Raw genomic sequence first — 19,586 nt, 5'->3', positions numbered from 1 at the left:
CGAGCGCGCGTCCACCCGCGAAATCAGCATCCGAAGTCCCACATTGCAGTCGAAATCCTCCGTGAACCCCGCTATGGTGAGAGCGAACCATCACGTCGAGTGCCGAAGGAGCCCCATGAAGGTCGCGATCCCCCGCGAGATCAAGAACAACGAGTTCCGGGTGGCGATCACGCCGGCCGGCGTGCACGACCTGGTCGGCGCGGGCCACGAGGTCTTCGTCGAGACCGGCGCCGGAGTCGGATCCTCCATCCCCGACGAGCTGTACGCGAATGCCGGCGCGACCATCCTGCCGGACGCGGCCGCGACCTGGGAGGCCGGGGATCTCATCCTCAAGGTGAAGGAGCCGATCGAGAGCGAGTACGGCTACTTCCGGCGCGGCCTCGTGCTCTTCACCTACCTCCACCTCGCGGCCGACGAAGCGCTGACCCGTGCCCTCATCGAGAGCGGCGTCACCGCGATCGCGTACGAGACCGTGCAGCTGCCGACCCGGGCGCTCCCCCTCCTCGCTCCGATGAGTGAGGTCGCCGGTCGCCTCGCCCCCATCGTCGGGGCCAACACGATGCTGAAGCCCAACGGCGGGCCCGGCCTCCTCGTACCCGGCGTCCCGGGAACCCACCCGGCCGTCGTCACCGTGCTCGGCGGCGGCGTCGCCGGCACCAACGCGATCTCGGTCGCCGTCGGACTCGGCGCGGAGGTCACGGTGCTCGACACGAACATCCAGCGCCTCCGTGAGCTCGACGCCCTCTACGCGGGCCGCATCAAGACGATCGCGTCGAACAGCTTCGAGATCGAGAAGGCCGTCGTCGCCTCGGACCTCGTCATCGGCTCGGTGCTGGTCCCGGGCGCGAAGGCCCCGAAGCTCGTCACCAACGAACTGGTGTCGCGCATGAAGGCGGGCAGCGTGCTCGTGGACATCGCGGTCGACCAGGGCGGATGCTTCGAGGACTCCCACCCGACGACGCACGCCGACCCCACCTTCACGGTGCACCAGTCGGTGTTCTACTGCGTCGCCAACATGCCGGGCGCGGTGCCGCATACCTCCACCTACGCGCTGACCAACGCGACCCTTCCGTACGCCCGGGCCATCGCCAACCGTGGTTGGCAGGAGGCGCTGCGCGCCGACGCATCCCTCGCCCTCGGCCTGAACGTGTTCGACGGCCGGGTGACCAACGCCGGGGTGGCCGCCGCCCACGGCATCGACGCCGTCTCCGTCGAAAGCGCTCTCGTCTAATCCCGCGCCGCGCGTCCCTGCGCCGCGCGTCCGAAGCGAACAGCTCCGGAGTTTTTCTGCCGACACACCGCGTGTCGCACGAAAAACTCCGGAGCTGTTTGCTTGGGGGCGGGCGGTTAGGAGACGTCGAACCAGTGGTCGCCGATTTCCACACGAGTGCCTCGCGTGACGCGGTAGCGACGGCCGGCCTCGCACTGGCGCGCCACGCCGCCGAGGGGATGCGCGATGGTGCCGTTCCCGGAGTAGCGGTCGCAGATCCACAGCTCGTCGCCCTCGAGACCGAACTCGAGGTGCGTCTTCGACACGCTCCGCCCTGGGTCGGACACCACGACCACCTGGTCGACGTGCTCCCCCGGCTGCGTGATCGGCCGGCGGCCCACCAGCCCGGAGCCGGTGACCTCGACGACGTCGCCGGTCGAGAAGCTGAGTGTGTAGGAGCGTCGCGCCTTCTGCGCAGGCGGTGCCTTCTCGACCGGGATGATCGTCATCGCCTGCGTCGGCGGCAAGCCGTCCTCGTCCAGCTCGAACGCGTCCGGGAACCGGCCTGCGATGGCGGGAGCCGGCTGCCGCTCGGCGATGCGGCCGGAGATGATCGAGGTGTCGGACGGGCGGGGATCGGCGAGCTCCGGCTCCCGGACACGGGACGACGTGACCGAGCTGCCGCACATCGGACAGAACAGAGTGCCCTCGGCCAGCTCCGCACCGCACACGCGACAGTTCATCGATCCCTTCCCTTTCCGTTCCGTCTCCCACGGTAGCCGAGCGATCGCAGCGAGACCGCCGCGAGCAGCCGCTTCCACCGCGTGTCGCGTTTGGCGAGCTGCGCGCGCAGGGCATCGACGGCCAGCCACACCGATTCCGCCTCGGCGGGCGTCGGGGCCACGCCGCTGAACGTGGCCCGGTCGGCGACCTTCGCCAGGGCGTTCGCCCGCGATCCGCCGATGGTGTCGGCGAACTCCACGCGGGTGGCGGCGGGCGGCGGGTCGTAGCCGTGGTCGACGGCCGCGTCGGCGAACTCGCGCCAGCCGCCGACGATCCGCTCCCGGGCCGTGGCGGCCGACCGCCGCAGCGCGCGACGCCGCCATTTCGCCGCCAGCACCGCGAGGAACGGAGAGGAGACCAGCGCCAGGATCAGCAGCGTCCACCCCACGATCACGAGCACGGCGAGCAGCGTCTCGAGCACGGGGTTCGGCTGCGGCTGGTTCGCCGGGTCAACCTGCGCCTGCGGCGGTTCGTCGTTGCGCTGCGGGTTCTCGTCGACGGGTGGTTGCACGTTCGTCTGCGGGCGCGAGATCTGGGTCGGCTGCTCGGGCTGCTTCGGCGGCACCGGGCGCAGCGGCGGCGTCGGGTCGACGGTGACCCAGCCAGAGGTGGTCTGCACTTCGATCCAGGCGGAGATGTCTGAGCCGAAGAAGGTCAGGTTCGAGCCTGTGACGTCCTCCGGTGCGACGAAGCCCACGACGACGCGCGCCGGGAACCCGAGCTGCCGCGCCATCAAGGCTGCGGTGACCGCGTACTGCTCCTGGTCGCCCAGCATCGGTACGTCGGTAAGCAGTTCGGTGATGCGGTCGGCTCCGTGGCCGGAGCGGCTGGCCGGCTCGTTCGGCCCGATCCCGTGGCTGATGTAGCCGTCCTGGGCGAGACCCCGCAGCGCGGCGGCGAGTTTCGGGCCGGCACCGGAGACTCCCGCCGTGTACTTCTGCAGCACCGACTGGAGCTCATCCGGGATGACGCTCGGACGCGGGACCGAGTCGGTGCCCGGCTGCACCTTCTCGAGCCGGTCCACCGACAGCATCGGCTTGACCACCGACTCCTGGGTGTAGGTGTCGCCGCTGCGCAATGAGGTCGTGACCGCGCCCGTCCCCGTCACGTCGTTGTAGTAGAACGCGCCGGCGAGCCGTCCCGCGTCCGGCCCCCCGAAACCGACCTGCTCCAGCTGACCGGCACCCGGCAGCCACGGACCGCGGTAACCGCGGACCACCACGGTGGTCGTCGCCGGCTTTCCGGTCGTCCGGCTCTGGTCGATGCGGTACGGCACGCGGCTGAAGGAGCCGGATGCGCTCGTCACCGCGCCGCTGCCGACGGCGTACGTCACACCGTCGTAGGTGTCGAGGGTCGCGATGCGCAGCCGGCGATCGGCGGGTAGCCCCGTGACGGTGAGCATCGCGTCCTCCGCCTTGGCGGGCTCCAGGTAGGAGCGGAAGCCGCTCAGAGGGCTCGCGTACTCACGCGGGTCGAACGGCTGCTCCACCGCCGTCCTGACCACCTGCCTGTCCCCCTGCGGCGGGATGAGGGCGGCGGCGGCGATCCCGGCGGCCGCCGCGGCGACGAGCATGACCGTCGCGCCCGCCGTCGTCAGCAGCGCGGTCGACCGGCGCTCGCTGCGCGACTCGATGAGGAGGCCGCTCTGCTCCCGCAGCGACCGGATGGATGCCGCCCGCCGCACGAGGCGGAACCGGATCAGCCAGGCGAGAAGGACGACGAACAGCGCGAACAGCAGGACCAGCGGCACGGAGGCGACCGACGATCCGAGCAGGATGCCGGCGACGAGCAGCACAACCGGCGGCACTGCAGCAAGCTCCGGCCGGGACGAGCGCAGCGCGATCGTGACCGTGAGAACCGTGGCGATCAGGGTCAGGATGAAGGCGGGAACCAGGAGCGCCTGGTACGACCCCACAGGGACGCTGATCGTGACCAGCTGCTTCCAGCTCAGCCAGGTCCCCTCCACCAGGTCGGCGAAGCCCGGCCCGCTGGGCAGGAGTCCACCGGCCGCCGCCTCCGACGGCACTGCGAGTTGCACGCCGAGCGCCAGGTACACCGCCACGATCATCCCGGCGACCGCGATGCTGGGCAGGCGGAACGCCCAGCCGAGCACGGCGACGGCGGTGCCGGCGACCAGCGTCGCAACCAGCATCAGGACGAACTCCGGCGACTGGTACACCGGCCAGAAGGCCCACGCGCCGAGTGCGACCGCGACCAGGGCGAAGGCGACGTCGATGAGAGCGTAGAGGGAGCGACGGGCGGTCATCAGGTCGCCATCCGCTTCGCCAGGCTGCGCTGCAGGTCCTCCAGGTAGCCAATGGTCAGCACGCTGAGATCGGAGACGCGACGGAGGGAGGGCACGGCGCCTTCGTCACAGACGATGGAGACGACATCCACGCCCAGCGGGAAGTGCGCGGCCGCCGCACGGAGCTGCGCCGCGGTCGGGGTGGATCCGCAGACCAGGAAGGCGATCGAGATTCCGGCCGAATCCTCCGACGCCACCCGCGCGAGCTCGGAGATTCGCAGGGCCGACTCCGCCGTCTCCACCCCGGCCAGGTCGTCCAGGAGTCTGCCGCGGTTGACCGTGCTGAGACGGCGGGCGCTGAACACCATCCGCTTGGCGAACTCGGGCGTCTCGGCGCTGGCGACGACCGACACGGTGCGGGAGTCGAGCATCGCGCGCACCCCGAGGGAACCGGCGACGCTGACGGCCAGTTCGAACTCCTCCTCCGTCGCGTAGTCCGCCGCCGAGAGGCTCAACGCGACCAGCAGATGGCTGCGCCGGGTCTCCTCGAACTGCCGCACCATGTAGCTGCCGGTCTTGGCGGTCGACTTCCAGTGGATGTAGCGCCGCTCGTCGCCGGGCACATACTCGCGCAGCGCGTGGAAGGCGATGTCGCTCGAGGTCAGGTCACGGGTCGGCGAGCCCTCCAGGTCGCGGACGAAACCGGTGCTCATGCTCGGGATGGCGATGGTGCGGGGATGCACGAACAGGTCGAGGGATTCGGCCCAGACGACCTCCCGGCGCAGCAGCCCGATGGGGTCGGCACGGACGGTCCGCACCGGGCCGATCGGGACGATCCCCCGACGGGTCGTGGGCACGACGAAGACGTCGGAGTGCTCCTCGCCGGAGGAGAGCGACGGCGCCGCGAACTCCGCGAGCCCGTGACCGACCGGGACCTCGACGCGCACGCCCGGCAGCCTCCGCCGCAGCGGGTTGCGCACCGACACCTCCCCCGGCGCCCGGTCGCCGACCACCACGCGGTTCGCGGGGAGCGACAGGCCGACCTCGTAGGCGGTGCGGCCGATCAGGTAGCCGGATGCAACGACGAGGAGGGCGAGCGCTGTCCAGCCCGCGACCACCGCCTCCACCCAGTTCCAGACATAGCCCGCGGTCAGTGCCAGCGCGGCCAGCACCAGCATCGACCAGCCGAGCGCGGTCACGACCGCACTGACGCGCCGAGCGACCACGGCGATCGCCCGCCCGGCTGTGGCGGAGGTGCGGACCACCCAGACGATCGCATCCGCGAGGAAGCCTTCGCGCTCGCCGACGATCCGGGCTCGCGCGTTGGTCAGCTCGGTCTGCGAACGGGTGACGGTGGTCACACGGCGGCCCGATCGCTCGGCGGCGGGGTCTCGATGAGGAGCTGGCCGATCACGCTGGACGCGCTGACGCCCTCGAACTCGGCCTCCGGGTCGAGCACCAGGCGGTGGGCGAGCACGGGCTCGGCGAGAGCCTTCACGTCGTCGGGCGTCACGTAGTAGCGGCCGGAGGCGGCGGCCATCGTCTTCGAGGCGCGCAGCAGCGCGAGGGCGCCGCGTACGCTGACGCCGAGACGGATCTCATCAGCGGTTCGGGTCGCCTCGACCAGCCGCGACACGTAGTCGTTGATCGTCGGGTCGACGTGGACGCCGCGCGCCATCGTGCCCATCTCGACCACCGTGGAGGCCGAGATGACCTCCGGGACGACGACCTCGTGCGCCTTGCGCTCCGAGCCCTCCAGGATGCGCAGGGTCGCCTCGTGGTCCGGGTAGCCGATCGACGCCTTCATCAGGAAGCGGTCCAGCTGGGCCTCCGGAAGCCGGTACGTGCCCGCCTGCTCGATCGGGTTCTGCGTCGCGATCACCATGAACGGAGCGCCCACCGAGTGCCGTACGCCGTCGACGGTGACCTGCTGCTCCTCCATCACCTCCAGGAGCGCGGACTGCGTCTTCGGGCTCGCGCGGTTGATCTCATCGGCGAGCACGATGTTCGCGAACACCGGGCCACGGTGGAACTCGAAGGCACCCGAGCGCTGGTCGTAGATGTTCACGCCGGTGATGTCGCCCGGAAGGAGATCCGGGGTGAACTGGACGCGGTTCGTCGTCCCGCGGACGCTCTCCGCGATAGCGCGGGCGAGCGACGTCTTTCCCGTTCCCGGGAAGTCCTCCAGGAGCAGGTGTCCCTCGCTGAACAGAGCGGTGAGCGCCAGCCGGATCACGTGGGTCTTGCCGAGGAGCACCCGGTCGATGTTCCCGACGAGGCGCTCGAACACTCCGGAGAACCAGCCGGCCTGCTCGGGGGTCATCGTCATGCTCCGGCCTCTTTCGGTTCGGGGCGCGACCCGACGGGTCGCAGGGAAGGATATGCGTGCAGCGGAATGCGGCACACTCCAGTATGGCGTCCGCGGATCATTGCAGACTCGATCCGGGGTAGCGCCAGCTGTACGTGTCGGCTCCGGAGACCACCGAGACCGTCAGCGTCGGGGACGGGTCGTTCGCCGGGGCGGTGCAGGATGCGGTCTGACCGGCGGCAGGCATCGGCAGCTGCGTCGTCCCGTCGCACGAGTAGGTGACGGCGTCGTACGAGCCGGTGGGCCAACTGGTCCAGCTGAAGACGTGGCTCGCCGGGTCGTAGCGCGCCCCGTCGATCGCGAGGCTCACCGCAACGCCGAGCGGCTGGGTCGCGTTCTGCGCGGAACAGAGCGGAGCGCCGTCCGGGTAGCTCTCGCACACCCGAGTGATCCGCACGGTGAGCGGCGTGCCATAGTGGCTGCCGTTCGTGCCGGTCAGGACCCCGCTCGTGCCCGCCAGGCTGCCGGAGTCGACCACGGCTCCCCCGGCGCTCACCAGCTGGTAGTCGAACACCGGGCTGGACCCGCCGCCCGCGCGGTAGTCGATCGTGACGGGGAAGTCGACCGTCGTGCCGTTCTGAGCCCGCTGCTCGACGGTGATGCCGGTCACGTCCCCGGGCGACTGGCGCGGCGTGGCTGTCACGACGGCCGAACGCGTGCAGCCCTGGCCGTTGTAGGCGTAGACCACGAAGTTGTAGCTCTGGTTGGGGCGGAGCCCGGTGAACGCGGTGCTGCCGCCCTGCACATCCTTGAGGCGCGGGTCCACGCTGGGCGTCGGCCGCCCGCTCTCCACACCGGACACCGAGCAGTCGGGCACGATCCCGCCCTGGAAGACGCCCGCGTAGTAGTCGGTGATCGCCTTGCCGTTGTCGCCGAAGACGTTCGACCAGCTCAGTGTGGCGCTGGTCCCGTCCTGCGTGTCCGGGTTGGCGACGGGAGCGATACCGGTGGTCGTCGGTGCGCCGGCGGGGATACCGCTTCCCGAGGCCTGGTTCCAGGTCGTCCGGCCCTGATAGAAGTCATTACGCGACGCCACTGTGAAGCCGATCGCCGCGCCGTTGGCGATCCCCGCGTCGGTCACGTTCAGGGCGTAGGTTGTGCCGACGGGATCGGACCCGGTGACCTGGACGGCGTTGGTCACCCCGCCGAGAGTCACCAGGTACGAGGTGATCGGGCTCGCGTTCGGGGCGTCGGCGGGCTTCGCCCAGGCGATGCGGAGGCCGTGGTCGAGGGGTGCCGACGAGAGGCCCGCCGGGGCGTTCGGGACGACGTCCGACCACACGGGCTCGGCGTACGCCGTCGGGTCCGAAAGTCCGAGCGCATTGCGGGCGCTGACGCTGAGGTTCACGGCGTTGGCGGACCCATTGCCCGGTGTGGTGATCGCGCACGTGGTCGTGGCGCACGGCGTGGTCGAGAGGACCTGACCGGTGGCCGCGGAGGTCATGGTGACCTCGAAGCCCGTGATCGGCGAGTTGTTGAACGCGCCGGGGATCCAGCTGAGGGTCAGACTACGGTCGGCGATGGCGCTCACCTGGACGTTGCTCACCGGCGCCGGCCGGTCCTGCACGGACACGACGACTGTTCCCCAGGTGTAGCGGTCGGGATCGCCCGTGGCGTCCGCCACCTCGTACTGCAGCGTCGCATCCGCGGGCGCCGCATCCTGCGACACGGTGATCTGCAGCTCGGAGTTGTCAGCGCTCGGCGTGATGCTCACGCCTGCGGGGAGCCCGCTTCCGAGGCCCCGGACGGCGACGACACGCAACGGCTTGCCCGGGAAGGGGTTCGTGGCGCCGTCGTTGGCGAGCACGTCGACGCTCGACGTCTGTCCGCGCGGGGCGATCACCCGGTCGGGCTGGGGGCTCGCGAGCGGCCTGCTCGACGGAACGACGGAGATGTCGATCCGCCCGGCCTGCCCGGCGTTCACGGCATCCCTCACCCCGATCGACAGGGAAGGGGTCGCACCCTTGGGCGTGCTCGTCGCCACGGTCACCGTGAGCTTCTGACCGGAGAGGGAGGCGCTGACTCCGACCGGGCGCGGGTCTTGGATGGAGTACACCAGCTCCGCCTGGTCTTTGGCGTACGGGTACTTGGTCACCTTGGTCAGATCGATCGTCTTCGTCTGCCCCGGCTCGAAGTCGATGAGCGCGCCCGTGAACACGGGCGGCTGGTTGTCGCGCGGGGTCACGTCGATCGGCAGCACGATGGTCGCGACGTTGCCGTCGGGATCGCTCGCGCTCGATCCATCGGTGACCTGGAACGAGATGGAGGCCGGCCCGAAGTACCGCGGCGAGGACGTGAACTGGAGGGTGTCGCTCCCCGCCACCAGGTCGTCGCCGTTCGCGTGGGTGGCGCGGACGGTCGCGGCGTCGGTGAGGCGCACCTTCCGGTCGCCGACGGCGACGATGTAGTCGTTGAGGTGGATGGTGAGGGTCTTCTCGCTCACCACCGTCAGCTTGGGTGCGCCGCGCTTGAGCTGGGGCAGGGCATCGTCGTAGCCGGGGACGTGGACGAAGCCGTAGGCGACGACCGACTCGTCCTCGGGGTTCGCGACGCGGAACGGCACGATCTGGCTCTTCGCCTGGACCGTGACCCGCAGCCGCTTCGAGGCCGTGACCTGGGCGCCCGTGCTGTAGCCCGGCACCAGGGACAGCTTGAGGGTGGACACCGGACCGTCGGCGAAGAAGACGTTCGCGAGGACGTTCACGTCGACCCGCTGCTTGCCGAGGATGTCGGAGAGCCCGAGCGTCGTGTCGGAGACGACGGGCCGCGCCGGCGGCGCCTTCTGGTCGACGGTGAGCCGCAGGAACGCCTGGCTGGTCCCTCCCCGCTCGTTCTGGATCGTGTACAGGAAGCCGTAGGACCCCTGCGTCTGGGGCGCAGTGACCGTGACGATGTCCCTGCTGACCTTCGCCTTGGCCTTGCCGTCGAGCGAACTGACCGACGTCACGCTGAGCGGACTGCCGTCGGGGTCGCTGTCGTTGGCGAGTACCTGCACGCTCAGGGTCCGGCCCGGTCGCGCGGTGACGTCGTCCTCCACGGCGATCGGGTTGCGTGCGCCCTCCACCCGCGCGGCGATGCCGACGCGGACCGTCCCCGTCGCCCGGGCTCCGAGCGCGTCGACCACGGCGTAGGTGAAGGTGTCGGTGCCCGCCGCGTAGTCGCCCGCCTGGAAGTCCATCCAGTCGGGTCCGGATGCTGTGACCGCACCCTTCTGCGGGTTGGTCTCCTGGCCGATGAACTGCACGGAGTCGCCGTCCGGGTCGATCCCGGAGAGCGGCACGGTGATGCGCACCGTGTCGCCGGCCAGCACACGGGCCGTGACCGTCTTCGGCACCGGAGGGTTGTTGGTGGCGGCGTCGCGCTCGCGGACTGCGATCGTGACCTCGGCCGTGGCCCATTGGCCGTCGGCCCCGTACACCTTGTAAGCGGCGGTGTAGTTGCCGGGCTTCGCTGGGGCGAGGTAGCGCAGGTGGTCGCCGCTGGCGAACAGCAGGCCGGCGCCGCTCGGCAGCGGCGTCGCGAGCGCCGGGTCGAGGGTGAGCTTGTCGCCATCCGGCTGTACGTCGTTGGCGAGCACGGGGATGTCGACCACGTCGTCCACACGCACCGACACGGCATCCGGCGCGGCGATCGGGGGCTGGTGGACCGTCAGCGGCGGCAGCTGCACGACGGTGACCGTGCCGACGGTCTCGGAGAGCCCGTTGCTCAGGCGGTAGTGGAAGTCGACCGGACCCTCCAACGGCCTGCTGAGCGTGACGCGGAGAGTGCGCTGCTGGAGCACCTGCACCCGCACGCCGGTCGCCGCGTCCGGATCGGTCACTCCGGTGACCAGCAGCACGCCGCCGGACGGGTCGATGTCGGTCGACAGCACGTCCACATCCTGGGTGGACTGCTCGCGGATGAACGCGGTGTGCGGCACGGCGATCGGCGCGGTCTTCGCCCCAGGAGGAGCCTTCACTTCGACCCGCACGACACCCGTGGCGGTCACGACACCGTCGGTGACCGAGTACTCGATGTTGTGCGTTCCGGCCTGGTCCGACTCGAAACGGAACGTGCCGCCCTGGTAGTCCGGGGTAAGGGTGGCGTCGGCCTTGCTGGGAACGGTGCTCAGCCGGACGGTGCCGTTACCGCCGCGCACATGGTCGAGCGGCGAGACGGTCACCTCCTGGCCCTGGTAGGCGAGCACGGCGAAGGGGTCCGCGATGATCGGCACCTGCCCGGGCGGGCGCACGGTGACCGCCAGCAGACCGGCCGACTCGGCCCGGCCGTCCGAGAGGGTCAGCGCGACATCCTTCACCCCGGCTCCGTCGCCGTGGTCGGAATATGCGACCTGCCCCTGCGGCGTGAACGTCACCGTGTCCGGGGCGGGGATGGCAGCGCCCGACAGGTAGAAGGAGTCGCCGTCCGGGTCGTAGCAGTCGCCGAGGACCGGCGACGACACGCGGCCGCCCACCTGCACGACCGCTTTGGCGTTGCGGACGCAGACCGGCGGCGTGTTCTCCTCCGCCGAGCGCACGGTGACGACGACGTGCGCCGTGGCCGTCCCCCCGCGACCGTCCGAGATCGTGTAGTCGAAGGCGATCGAGCCGGTGGCCGTCTCAGGGAGGGAGATCTGGAGCTGCTGGTCGGCATTCGTCAGCTCGATCGTTCCCTGCGTGGCAGGGACCGCGGTGAACGAGTCGATCGTCAGCACGTCGCCGTTCGGGTCGTAGTCGTTCAACAGCACCGGCAGAGGGGTGACGCGCCCGGGCCGGGCGCCGAACGCGTCCTCCACGGCCACGGGAGGCTGCTCCTGCTTCTCGAACTGCGGCGCCGTGTCCTGCTTGGTCTGGTCGACCAGCTCCTGCGTGGTCTTCTTCGAGACGAGCTCATCCCAGTTGTCGATCCGGGCGTTGCCGCTCTGCACCGCCCAGGAGACACCGGAGCGGCCGTCGTTCAGCACGACGCGGTCGCCGTTCACCCGGAATCGCAGGTCGGCCGTCGACGGCACGTCCTTCAGGGTGGTCCGTTCCGCCGAACCGGCCGAGCCCGAGCCGGCGCACGTGCGCCAGGCGGTTCCGTCGTTCCAGGCGGCGTACGTGCAGCCCGCTACCGTGACGGGAGCGGCCGGCGCGCCACCGGCCTGCGAGAACGGGCGCGTCGCCTTTCCGCCGTCGAGCGGCACGCGCACGAGGCCGGTGGTGGAGGCGATCCACACCGCGTTCCCGCCGGCCGCGGGCTGCTGAAGCACCGCGTCCACTCCTTCGGGGAGGAGGGATCGAAGGCTGACGGCCCGGCCATCGACCCACACCGTGCGCTCGGCCGGGTCGAAGAGCGCCCAGTGGCCGCCGACGGTGGTGAGGGCGACATCCGCCCCGTCTCCCGTGGTCGCAACGCTCCGGGTGGTGGTCGAGGGCTCTGCTGCGCCCAGGTCGACACGGACCAGCGACCGCGTCGAGGGCTGGTAGGCGAAGAGCACGCCGGAGGGGTCCATCGCAGAGACCGCGCGACCACCGAGGTCGACCGTCGCGGCCGATCCCGAGTTGAACTGGTCGAGCTGACCGACGCTGGTCAGCCACAGCTGGCCGGTGGTCTGCGACAGCAGCGCCACGTGGCCGCCGGCGAGCGACACCTGTGGCGACCGCGGCGGCAACGCCACCGACTTGCCCGCCTCCGCCTTCGCCGGGTCGACGACCGCGACCGTGTTGGCCTCGCGGTCGACCAGGAGCACATCCGTGCCGTCTTGGACGACGTCCAGCGATTCGCCGGTGCCCGCCACCACCGAGTTGAGCTTGTCGATCTCGGTGTTCGCGCGGCCCAGCGACTTCTTGGCGTCGCTCGCGACCCACACGGCCGCGTCGTTCAGCTGCAGGTGCTGGGCGCTGTAGCCGCCGGAGACCACCGCGAGCGTCGTCACCAGGGCGGCCACCGCCGTCCCGCTCACGGCCGTGGCCGCGATGGACTTGTGTGCGGCGAGCCAGGACCCGATGGCGCCGAAGCGGCTCACGTCCCGTCCGCCCTCTCGACGCACTTCTGGCCGCTCGGCGCGCCCGTCTTGCCATCGCGGTTCACCGTCACAGTGACGCAGACGCTGTCGCCGGGCTTCGCATCCACCCGGAACTCGGTCGCATGCTGGCTGCTGGGCGGCTGGTCGTCCACGGTGACCTGGTACGTGTCGCCGCTCTGGAGCCCGGGATCGCTCCACGTGAACACGATGGTGCTCCCGGTGACGCGCCCGCTCAGGTCGCGCACGGTCGGGATGTCGTCACCCGCCGAAGCGCGCACGAGCACGAACGACGCCGTCACCGCGAGCACCACGACCAGCACCGCGCAGGCGATCAACGCCATCACGAGCGCGCGCGACGTCTTCGCCGGCGCCGCTTGTGTCGGCGTCTGGGCGCTCCCGCTCTCGCGCACCACCGTGCGCGTCGGGGCACGCATCACGGTCGCGGACGGTGGAGCAGCGCGCCGCCTGCGCCGCCGGGCTCCCGGGTCGACGGCGACGACGCCCTTGACGCGGGTGCGATCCTCCGGGTCACCGGCGGTCGCCAGTGCCCAGTCGTCCATCGCCACCTCGATCGGCGTCTGCGGAAGCGCCATTTCGGCCTCGACCGCCTGCAGTTCGCGGATGAACTCGAGGGCGCTGCGCTGCCGTTGTGAGGGCCGGCGCGACATCGAACGCAGCAGCACCTGCTCCAGCCTCGGCGGGACATCCGCCCGGCCGATCGGGAGCGGGCGACCCTTCGTGATGCGCTGGATCAACTCGGCCGACGTGTTCTCCTTGCCGGGCACCTCGAACGGCGACCGGCCGGCCAGCAGCGAGTACATGGTCGCGCCCAGCGACCACACCTCGCTCGCGATCGTGCCGCTCGTCTCATCCAGCAGCACCTCAGGAGCCGACCACGGGATCGACAGGCCGATCGCCTCGGTCACGTCGGCCTCGCTGAGCGTAGCGGCGATCCCGAAGTCGCTCAGCACCGGGTGTCCGTAGGCGGTGCTCAGGATGTTCGACGGCTTGATGTCGCGGTGGAGCACCCCGGCGCGGTGGGCGGTCTCGACGGCGCTCGCGATCCGCACACCGGTGGCGAGCACCTCGGGGACGGAGAGCGGTTCGCTGCGGTAGCGCTGGCCGATGGCGGCCGAGCAGAGCTCCATCACCAGGTAGGGCCTGCCGTCGGAAGACACGCTGGCCTGATACACGGTCAGGATCGAGGGATGCGTGCTCAGCTGCGCCATCAGGTTGGCCTCGGCCTGGAACATCTGCTTGACCTGGCTGGTGACCACTTCGGCGAGCATCACCTTGACCGCCACCTGCCTGCGCGGCATGTTCTGCTCGTACAAAAAGACGTCGGCGAAGCCGCCGGAACCCAGAACCCGGACGTACGAGAAACCGGGAAGGTTCGGCGGCTGGGACGGCAAACGCCGGGCCATCGGCTCCCTCCCGTTCGTCGACGAAACGCGTTTCGCGGGGTGCAAAAGCGGTCTGACAATTGTAGGCAGCCGCATACCGCCACCAGCCGGCCCGGACCCGCACTGGGGACAAGTCCCATACCCCCAAGTCGGGGGGCAGGATCAGTGCCTTCGGGCGGCCCGGCGGGACACTCCCTCGCGATGCGCACCCGACTCCGGCGTCGCCAGCACATCCACGACCACGACGGTCACGTTGTCACGGCCCCCGTTGCCGAGGGCCGCATCCATCAGCTGCTGCGCCGCATCGAGCGGCGACGAGCCTTCGGCGAGGAAGTACCGGATGCCGTGCTCGGTGAGCTCCTTGGTCAGGCCGTCCGAGCACACGAGCAGACGCGAGCCGGCCACGATCGGGAGCAGGAAGTAGTCCGGGACCGGGTCCTCGTTGAACCCGACGGCACGCGTGATGACATTGCTGTGCGGGTGCACCTCGGCTTCGGCGGGCGTGATGGCGCCCGCGTCGAGCAGCTCCTGCACGATCGAGTGATCCAGGGTCAGCTGCTCCAGAGTCCCGTCGCGGTAGCTGTACACGCGGGAGTCGCCGATGTTGAAGACCAGCCAGTACGGCGCACCGTCGACCAGCGTCAGGGCGATCCCGGTCACGGTGGTCCCCGTCCCGAGATCGGTGTGCCCGACGCCGCGGGTCATGTCGTCGACGGCCGAGCGCAGGGCCTCCGTCAGCGCCACTTCGCCGACGAAGTCGGCTTTGACCTTCTCGGCCAGGCGCGTGACGACCGCGGTGCTGGCGAAGTCGCCTGCGGTATGGCCGCCCATCCCGTCGGCCACCGCGAAGATGGGCGAACGGGCCAGGAGGCTGTCCTCGTTGACGCTGCGCCGGTAACCCGTATCGCTGAGCGCCGCCCACGAGAGGCTGATGCGTGCGTCGGGATCGCCGGGGACGGCCACCGTGTGGCGTCTGCTGCTGCGACCGATCTGGGTCACTCGCGTCCTTCTTCTCGGGCTTCGGTGATCTCGATGATATTACCGTCGCCGATCTCCACTCTCGCTCCTGCGAGCACGACCGCCGATTCGCCCGGCCTCAGTCGCCTCGATCCGCCCGCACCTGTGATGACGGTGCCGTTGGTGGAGCGCAGGTCGGTGACGACGACCGCGTCCCCCGACTGCTCGATGCGGACGTGGGTGGATGACACCTCCTGCGTCGGCGACGGAACAGCGACCAGCCGCGGCTCGGCGCCGGTGTCGACCCGCGCGGGGGCGGGCCGGCGGCCGATCAGCACGGGGGCGTCGAGAGTCGCCGTGTCCCCCGACGGGAGCCGGACGGCGAAGCGGACGGGAGGCGGCGCGAGCACGACCGGCGCGGTGGGACTGGGCTGGGTCGGCATCGCGGGAATGGACGTCGGCGTGTCGATGTCCACCGCACCGAGAAGCTCGTGCGGGGCGGGATGCGCCGCAGGGGGCACGTCCTCGGTGCCGCCCGAGGCGTCTGCCGGGTCTGCTGTATCAGTCGCATCCGCCGAGTGCCCGAACAGGCTGGAGCTGCGGTTGCGGTCCCGGATGATGGTCTCTTCGGCCGCGGGGCCGGTCGCCGAAGGCGTGACTTCGGCTGCCGTCGTCGGCTGCGCGCCGCGCTCGGCGCGTTCGATCGGCGTGAGCGTCCAGGTGAGGAGCTCGCCGTCGGTCACGCCGACACGCAAGGGCAGGGATCCGATCGAGAGGCGGGCGACAGGACCGGTGGCGGCGTCGTCGCCCTGCAGCACGAGACCGGTCACATTCCGGAACTCCGCCAGCACCCACGGCTGCACGCCGCCGGCCGAGAATCGCCGAGCGCCGCCGACGGAGAACACGTCGATCGCGGCGGACCCTCGCACAACCGCCGTCACCGTCACCTCGCCGGCCGCGTTCGGCTCCGCGAGCTCCGCCACGGCGAACGAACGGACGCTGTCGGGCCCCGCCAGCGGGAACGCCCCGACGACCGACTCGATGGTGGCGAGGTCCGAGTCGGCGAGCCAGAACAGCGCATCCACGATCTCGTCAGAGACCGTGCTCTCGACGGCGGCGACGAAGCGCTGCCCCGCGATGAGCAGCCACCTCGACGGGCCCGCCGCTGGCGCGTACCGGATGAAGCCGCCCGTCATCGTCGGCTCCTCGCGGTCGGTCGCGCCGGAGGACTCCGGCGACGTAGATCTGTGGTCGATGAGAGTGTAGCCCGCGCACCGCGCGTCCCGTGACGAATCACCGACCGAGACACGGGCGGTGCGCGTGCAACTCCCGCGTCTCGATCTGCTGAGCCCAACGTCTGACTCATCGAGGGGTTTCCCTCTGGGTCGAGCAACCACGACACGGCCTCATTCGTCACGATGCTGCTGGTCGTTCCCCCATTTTCATTGGCGGCCATCGTCCTGGGCGCGACAGTGATGGTCTTCTCCGTCGGTCGCGACAATGATGGCGGGTTTTGGCCTACCAACAAGGGCTCTATGGTCCTCGGCGGAGTCGGATTCACAGGAGGTCTCGTGCTGCTCACGCTCACCTTCTACAGGCCCTGACGTCGATCCCCGTTTGCGCGCCCCTAGGATGAAGCGGCGTCGAGCGAAGGAGCGAGCATGGCCGAGGGCGTTCCCCCGCACACGACCGGCGTAGCGACCGGCGTGCCCGGCGGCGTGCTCAACGGTATCCGCGTCGCCGACTTCTCCCGGGTGCTCGCCGGTCCGTACGCCACCATGATGCTGGCCGACTTCGGCGCCGACGTCGTCAAGATCGAGAGCCCGTCGGGCGATGACACCCGTGCCTGGCGACCGCCGGTGGATGACGCCGGCGAGTCCACCTACTTCGGTGCGGTGAACCGCAACAAGCGCTCGGTCGTCTGTGACCTCACCACCCCCGACGGCCTGGCTGCAGCCCGGCGACTGACCGCGACGGCCGACGTCGTGGTCGAGAACTTCCGCCCGGGCGTGATGGAGCGGTTCGGCCTCGACGAGGCCTCCCTCCGCGAGGCCAACCCGCGCCTCGTCTACTGCTCGATCACGGGCTTCGGACGCGGCGAAGGGGCTCCCCTGCCCGGCTACGACCTGCTCGTGCAGGCGGTCGGCGGGCTGATGAGCATCACCGGCGCGCCAGACGGAGAGCCCACCAAGGTCGGTGTCGCGGTCGTTGATGTGCTCACCGGCCTGAACGCGTTCTCCGGCATCCTGCTCGCCCTGCGGCAGCGGGATGCGACCGGCCGCGGCTCGCGGGTGGAGGTGGACCTCCTCAGCTCGCTGCTCTCCGCCCTCGCCAATCAGGCGTCTGCGACGCTGGCGACCGGACTCTCCCCCACCCGGCTGGGCAACGCGCATCCGAGCATCGCGCCGTACGAGCTCTTCCGCGCGGCCGATCGCGTGCTCGTCCTCGCAGTAGGCAATGACCGGCAGTTCGCGGCACTGGCCACAGCCCTCGGCAGACCCGGGCTCGCCGCCGACGGCCGCTTCGCGACGAACGAGGCGCGCGTCGGCAACCGCCCGGCCTTGCGGGAGGTGCTGGATCCGCTCCTGGCTGCCCGTCCAGCCGCCGTCTGGGTGGACGAACTGACGGCGGTGCGGGTGCCCGCCGGCCTGGTCAACGACGTCGCCGAGGCGTTCGCCTTCGCCGAGTCCCTGGGCCTCGACCCCGTCGTCACGACGACCGACCCGGACACCGGCCGCGTGTCCCGCACCCCGGCGACGCCCATCGGACTGGATGCGGCCCCGGCCATCCACCGAACTCCGCCACCGCTCCTGGGCGCGCACAGCGCACGGTGGGCCGACGAAGTCGACGACACCGAAGACCCAGCCGACGCAGAAAGGACCCGACCGTGACGACCACCCTCGAGGAAGCCTTCAGCCTCGACCCCCTCCTCACCGATGAGGAGCGCGGCTGGCGCGACCGTGCCCGCACGTTCGCCACCGACCGCATCCGGCCGGTCATCGAGCAGGATTTCGAGGACAAGCACTTCCGCCGCGAGTTCGTCGCCGAGCTGGGCGCCCTTGGCTTCCTCGGCATGCACCTGAAGGACGAGGGATGCGCCGGCGCGGGAGCTGTCGCCTACGGACTGGTCTGCCACGAGCTGGAAGCGGCCGACAGCGGCTGGCGCACGTTCGTCTCCGTGCAGGGCTCGCTCGCCATGAGCGCCATCTCGAAGTTCGGCTCCGACGAGCAGAAGACGGAGTGGCTCGCGCCGATGGCACGCGGCGAGCGGATCGGCTGCTTCGCCCTCACCGAGCCGGACGGCGGCAGCGACCCCGCCGCCATGCGCACACGGGCCCGCCGCGACGGCGACGACTGGATCCTCACGGGCACCAAGCGCTGGATCGGCCTGGCCAGCCTCGCCGACGTCGCGGTCGTGTGGGCGCAGACCGACGACGGTGTCCGCGGGTTCCTCGTCCCGACCTCGACGCCGGGTTTCACTGCGACCGCCATCGACGGCAAGCTGTCGATGCGCGCCTCCGTGCAGTGCGACGTCGTCCTCGACGAGGTCCGCCTCCCCGCCTCGGCGCAGCTTCCCGGCGCGCGCGGGCTCTCCGGGCCGTTCTCCTGCCTCAACGAGGCGCGGTACGGGATCGTGTGGGGCGCGATGGGCGCGGCCCGGGACTGCCTCGAGGTGTCGATCGAGCGCGCCACCAGCCGGGAGGTGTTCGGGCGACCGATCGGCGCGACCCAGCTCATCCAGCAGAAGCTCGCCGACATGCTCGTGGAGTACGAGAAGGGGATGCTGCTGGCGCTCCATCTGGGACGGCTCAAGGAGGCCGGGCGCCTCACGCCCACCCAGATCAGCGTCGGCAAGCTGAACAGCGTGCGGGAGGCGCTGGCGATCGCCCGGGAGGCGCGGACCATCCTCGGCGGCGACGGCATCACCAGCGCCTTCCCTGTCATGCGCCACATGGCGAACCTGGAGTCCGTGCGCACCTATGAAGGGACGGACGAGATCCACACGCTCGTCCTCGGCCGGGCGCTGACCGGGCTGGCTGCGTTCGAATAGGCATGCGTTTCGGGCGCTGTCCTGCTGATTTCGTCATCCAAATGCCCGAATTCGTGCGGAATCGCTTGCCAGGTGCCCGATCCACTGACAGAATCGCTCCATGAGTACCCCTCGGGCAGCGAACGGCCAGAAGGCTGCGGTCATCGACGATGTCTCCAAGGCGATCATCGAACAACTGCAGGTGGACGGTCGCAAGTCGTACGCGGAGATCGGCAAAGCCGTCGGTCTCAGCGAGGCGGCGGTGCGCCAACGCGTGCAGAAGCTGACCGAGTCGGGCGTGATGCAGATCGTGGCCGTGACCGACCCCATGCAGCTCGGCTTCTACCGGCAGGCGATGATCGGCGTGCGCTGCACGGGCGACACGCGTGCGGTCGCCGACAAGCTGGCGGCCATGCCGGACGTGGACTACGTGGTGCTGACAGCCGGCACCTTCGACATCCTCGCCGAGGTGGTGTGCGAGAACGACCTCGACCTCATCACGATGCTCAACTCCGAGATCCGGACGCTGGAGGGCGTGCTCTCCACCGAGACGTTCGTGTATCTGAAACTCCACAAACAGTTCTACAACTGGGGAACGCGATAA

12 protein-coding genes are annotated in these 19,586 nt (G+C 70.4%); 4 read left to right on the top strand and 8 right to left on the bottom strand.

Annotation, left to right across the window (positions count from 1 at the left end):
- Positions 1 to 115 precede the first annotated feature (115 nt).
- Complete coding sequence (ald, locus tag AB7E03_RS03245; protein WP_489939263.1) at positions 116 to 1,231, top strand: alanine dehydrogenase; 1,116 nt, start codon at positions 116 to 118, stop codon at positions 1,229 to 1,231.
- Positions 1,232 to 1,347: 116 nt separating this feature from the next.
- On the opposite strand, the gene AB7E03_RS03240 is transcribed toward ald, so the two are convergent.
- The 8 genes from AB7E03_RS03240 to AB7E03_RS03205 all read right to left on the bottom strand — a co-directional run bounded on the left by AB7E03_RS03240 (position 1,348) and on the right by AB7E03_RS03205 (position 16,148).
- A complete protein-coding gene (locus tag AB7E03_RS03240; protein ID WP_489939261.1) occupies positions 1,348 to 1,953 on the bottom strand; it encodes a zinc-ribbon domain-containing protein in 606 nt (201 codons plus the stop codon).
- Positions 1,950 to 4,259 carry a transglutaminaseTgpA domain-containing protein gene (locus tag AB7E03_RS03235; protein WP_489939259.1) on the bottom strand — a complete coding sequence of 770 codons (2,310 nt, stop codon included), beginning with the start codon at positions 4,257 to 4,259 and terminating at the stop codon, positions 1,950 to 1,952. The genes AB7E03_RS03240 and AB7E03_RS03235 overlap by 4 nt, the downstream gene beginning before the upstream one ends.
- Entirely contained in the window at positions 4,259 to 5,599 is a 1,341-nt protein-coding gene (locus tag AB7E03_RS03230) for a DUF58 domain-containing protein (protein ID WP_489939257.1), read from the bottom strand. Before AB7E03_RS03230 ends, AB7E03_RS03235 begins: the two co-directional genes overlap by 1 nt.
- A complete protein-coding gene (locus AB7E03_RS03225; protein ID WP_441782352.1) occupies positions 5,596 to 6,567 on the bottom strand; it encodes an AAA family ATPase in 972 nt (323 codons plus the stop codon). The genes AB7E03_RS03230 and AB7E03_RS03225 overlap by 4 nt, the downstream gene beginning before the upstream one ends.
- Before the next feature lie 97 nt (positions 6,568 to 6,664).
- A complete protein-coding gene (locus AB7E03_RS03220; RefSeq protein WP_489939255.1) occupies positions 6,665 to 12,592 on the bottom strand; it encodes an Ig-like domain-containing protein in 5,928 nt (1,975 codons plus the stop codon).
- Complete coding sequence (locus tag AB7E03_RS03215) at positions 12,589 to 14,016, bottom strand: serine/threonine-protein kinase (RefSeq protein ID WP_489939253.1); 1,428 nt, start codon at positions 14,014 to 14,016, stop codon at positions 12,589 to 12,591. The genes AB7E03_RS03220 and AB7E03_RS03215 overlap by 4 nt, the downstream gene beginning before the upstream one ends.
- 141 nt (positions 14,017 to 14,157) lie before the next feature.
- Complete coding sequence (locus tag AB7E03_RS03210; protein ID WP_441782355.1) at positions 14,158 to 14,994, bottom strand: PP2C family protein-serine/threonine phosphatase; 837 nt, start codon at positions 14,992 to 14,994, stop codon at positions 14,158 to 14,160.
- The gene (locus AB7E03_RS03205) at positions 14,991 to 16,148 is read right to left on the bottom strand and encodes an FHA domain-containing protein (RefSeq protein WP_489939250.1); all 1,158 of its coding nucleotides are present in this window, start codon (positions 16,146 to 16,148) and stop codon (positions 14,991 to 14,993) included. The genes AB7E03_RS03210 and AB7E03_RS03205 overlap by 4 nt, the downstream gene beginning before the upstream one ends.
- A gap of 465 nt (positions 16,149 to 16,613) precedes the next feature.
- Here AB7E03_RS03205 and AB7E03_RS03200 point away from each other — a divergent pair, with 465 nt between their 5' ends.
- The 3 genes from AB7E03_RS03200 to AB7E03_RS03190 all read left to right on the top strand — a co-directional run bounded on the left by AB7E03_RS03200 (position 16,614) and on the right by AB7E03_RS03190 (position 19,586).
- Positions 16,614 to 17,843, top strand: a complete 1,230-nt coding sequence (locus AB7E03_RS03200; protein WP_489939248.1) for a CaiB/BaiF CoA transferase family protein — start codon at positions 16,614 to 16,616, stop codon at positions 17,841 to 17,843.
- Entirely contained in the window at positions 17,840 to 19,003 is a 1,164-nt protein-coding gene (locus AB7E03_RS03195; protein ID WP_489939246.1) for an acyl-CoA dehydrogenase family protein, read from the top strand. Before AB7E03_RS03200 ends, AB7E03_RS03195 begins: the two co-directional genes overlap by 4 nt.
- Positions 19,004 to 19,103: 100 nt before the next feature.
- Positions 19,104 to 19,586 carry an Lrp/AsnC family transcriptional regulator gene (locus AB7E03_RS03190; RefSeq protein ID WP_441782359.1) on the top strand — a complete coding sequence of 161 codons (483 nt, stop codon included), beginning with the start codon at positions 19,104 to 19,106 and terminating at the stop codon, positions 19,584 to 19,586.

The sequence above is a fragment of the Leifsonia sp. RCC_180 genome (genome assembly GCF_058138205.1).
Note: the sequence above shows the minus strand (reverse complement) of the source record. Positions and strands in the feature narration are given on the sequence as shown.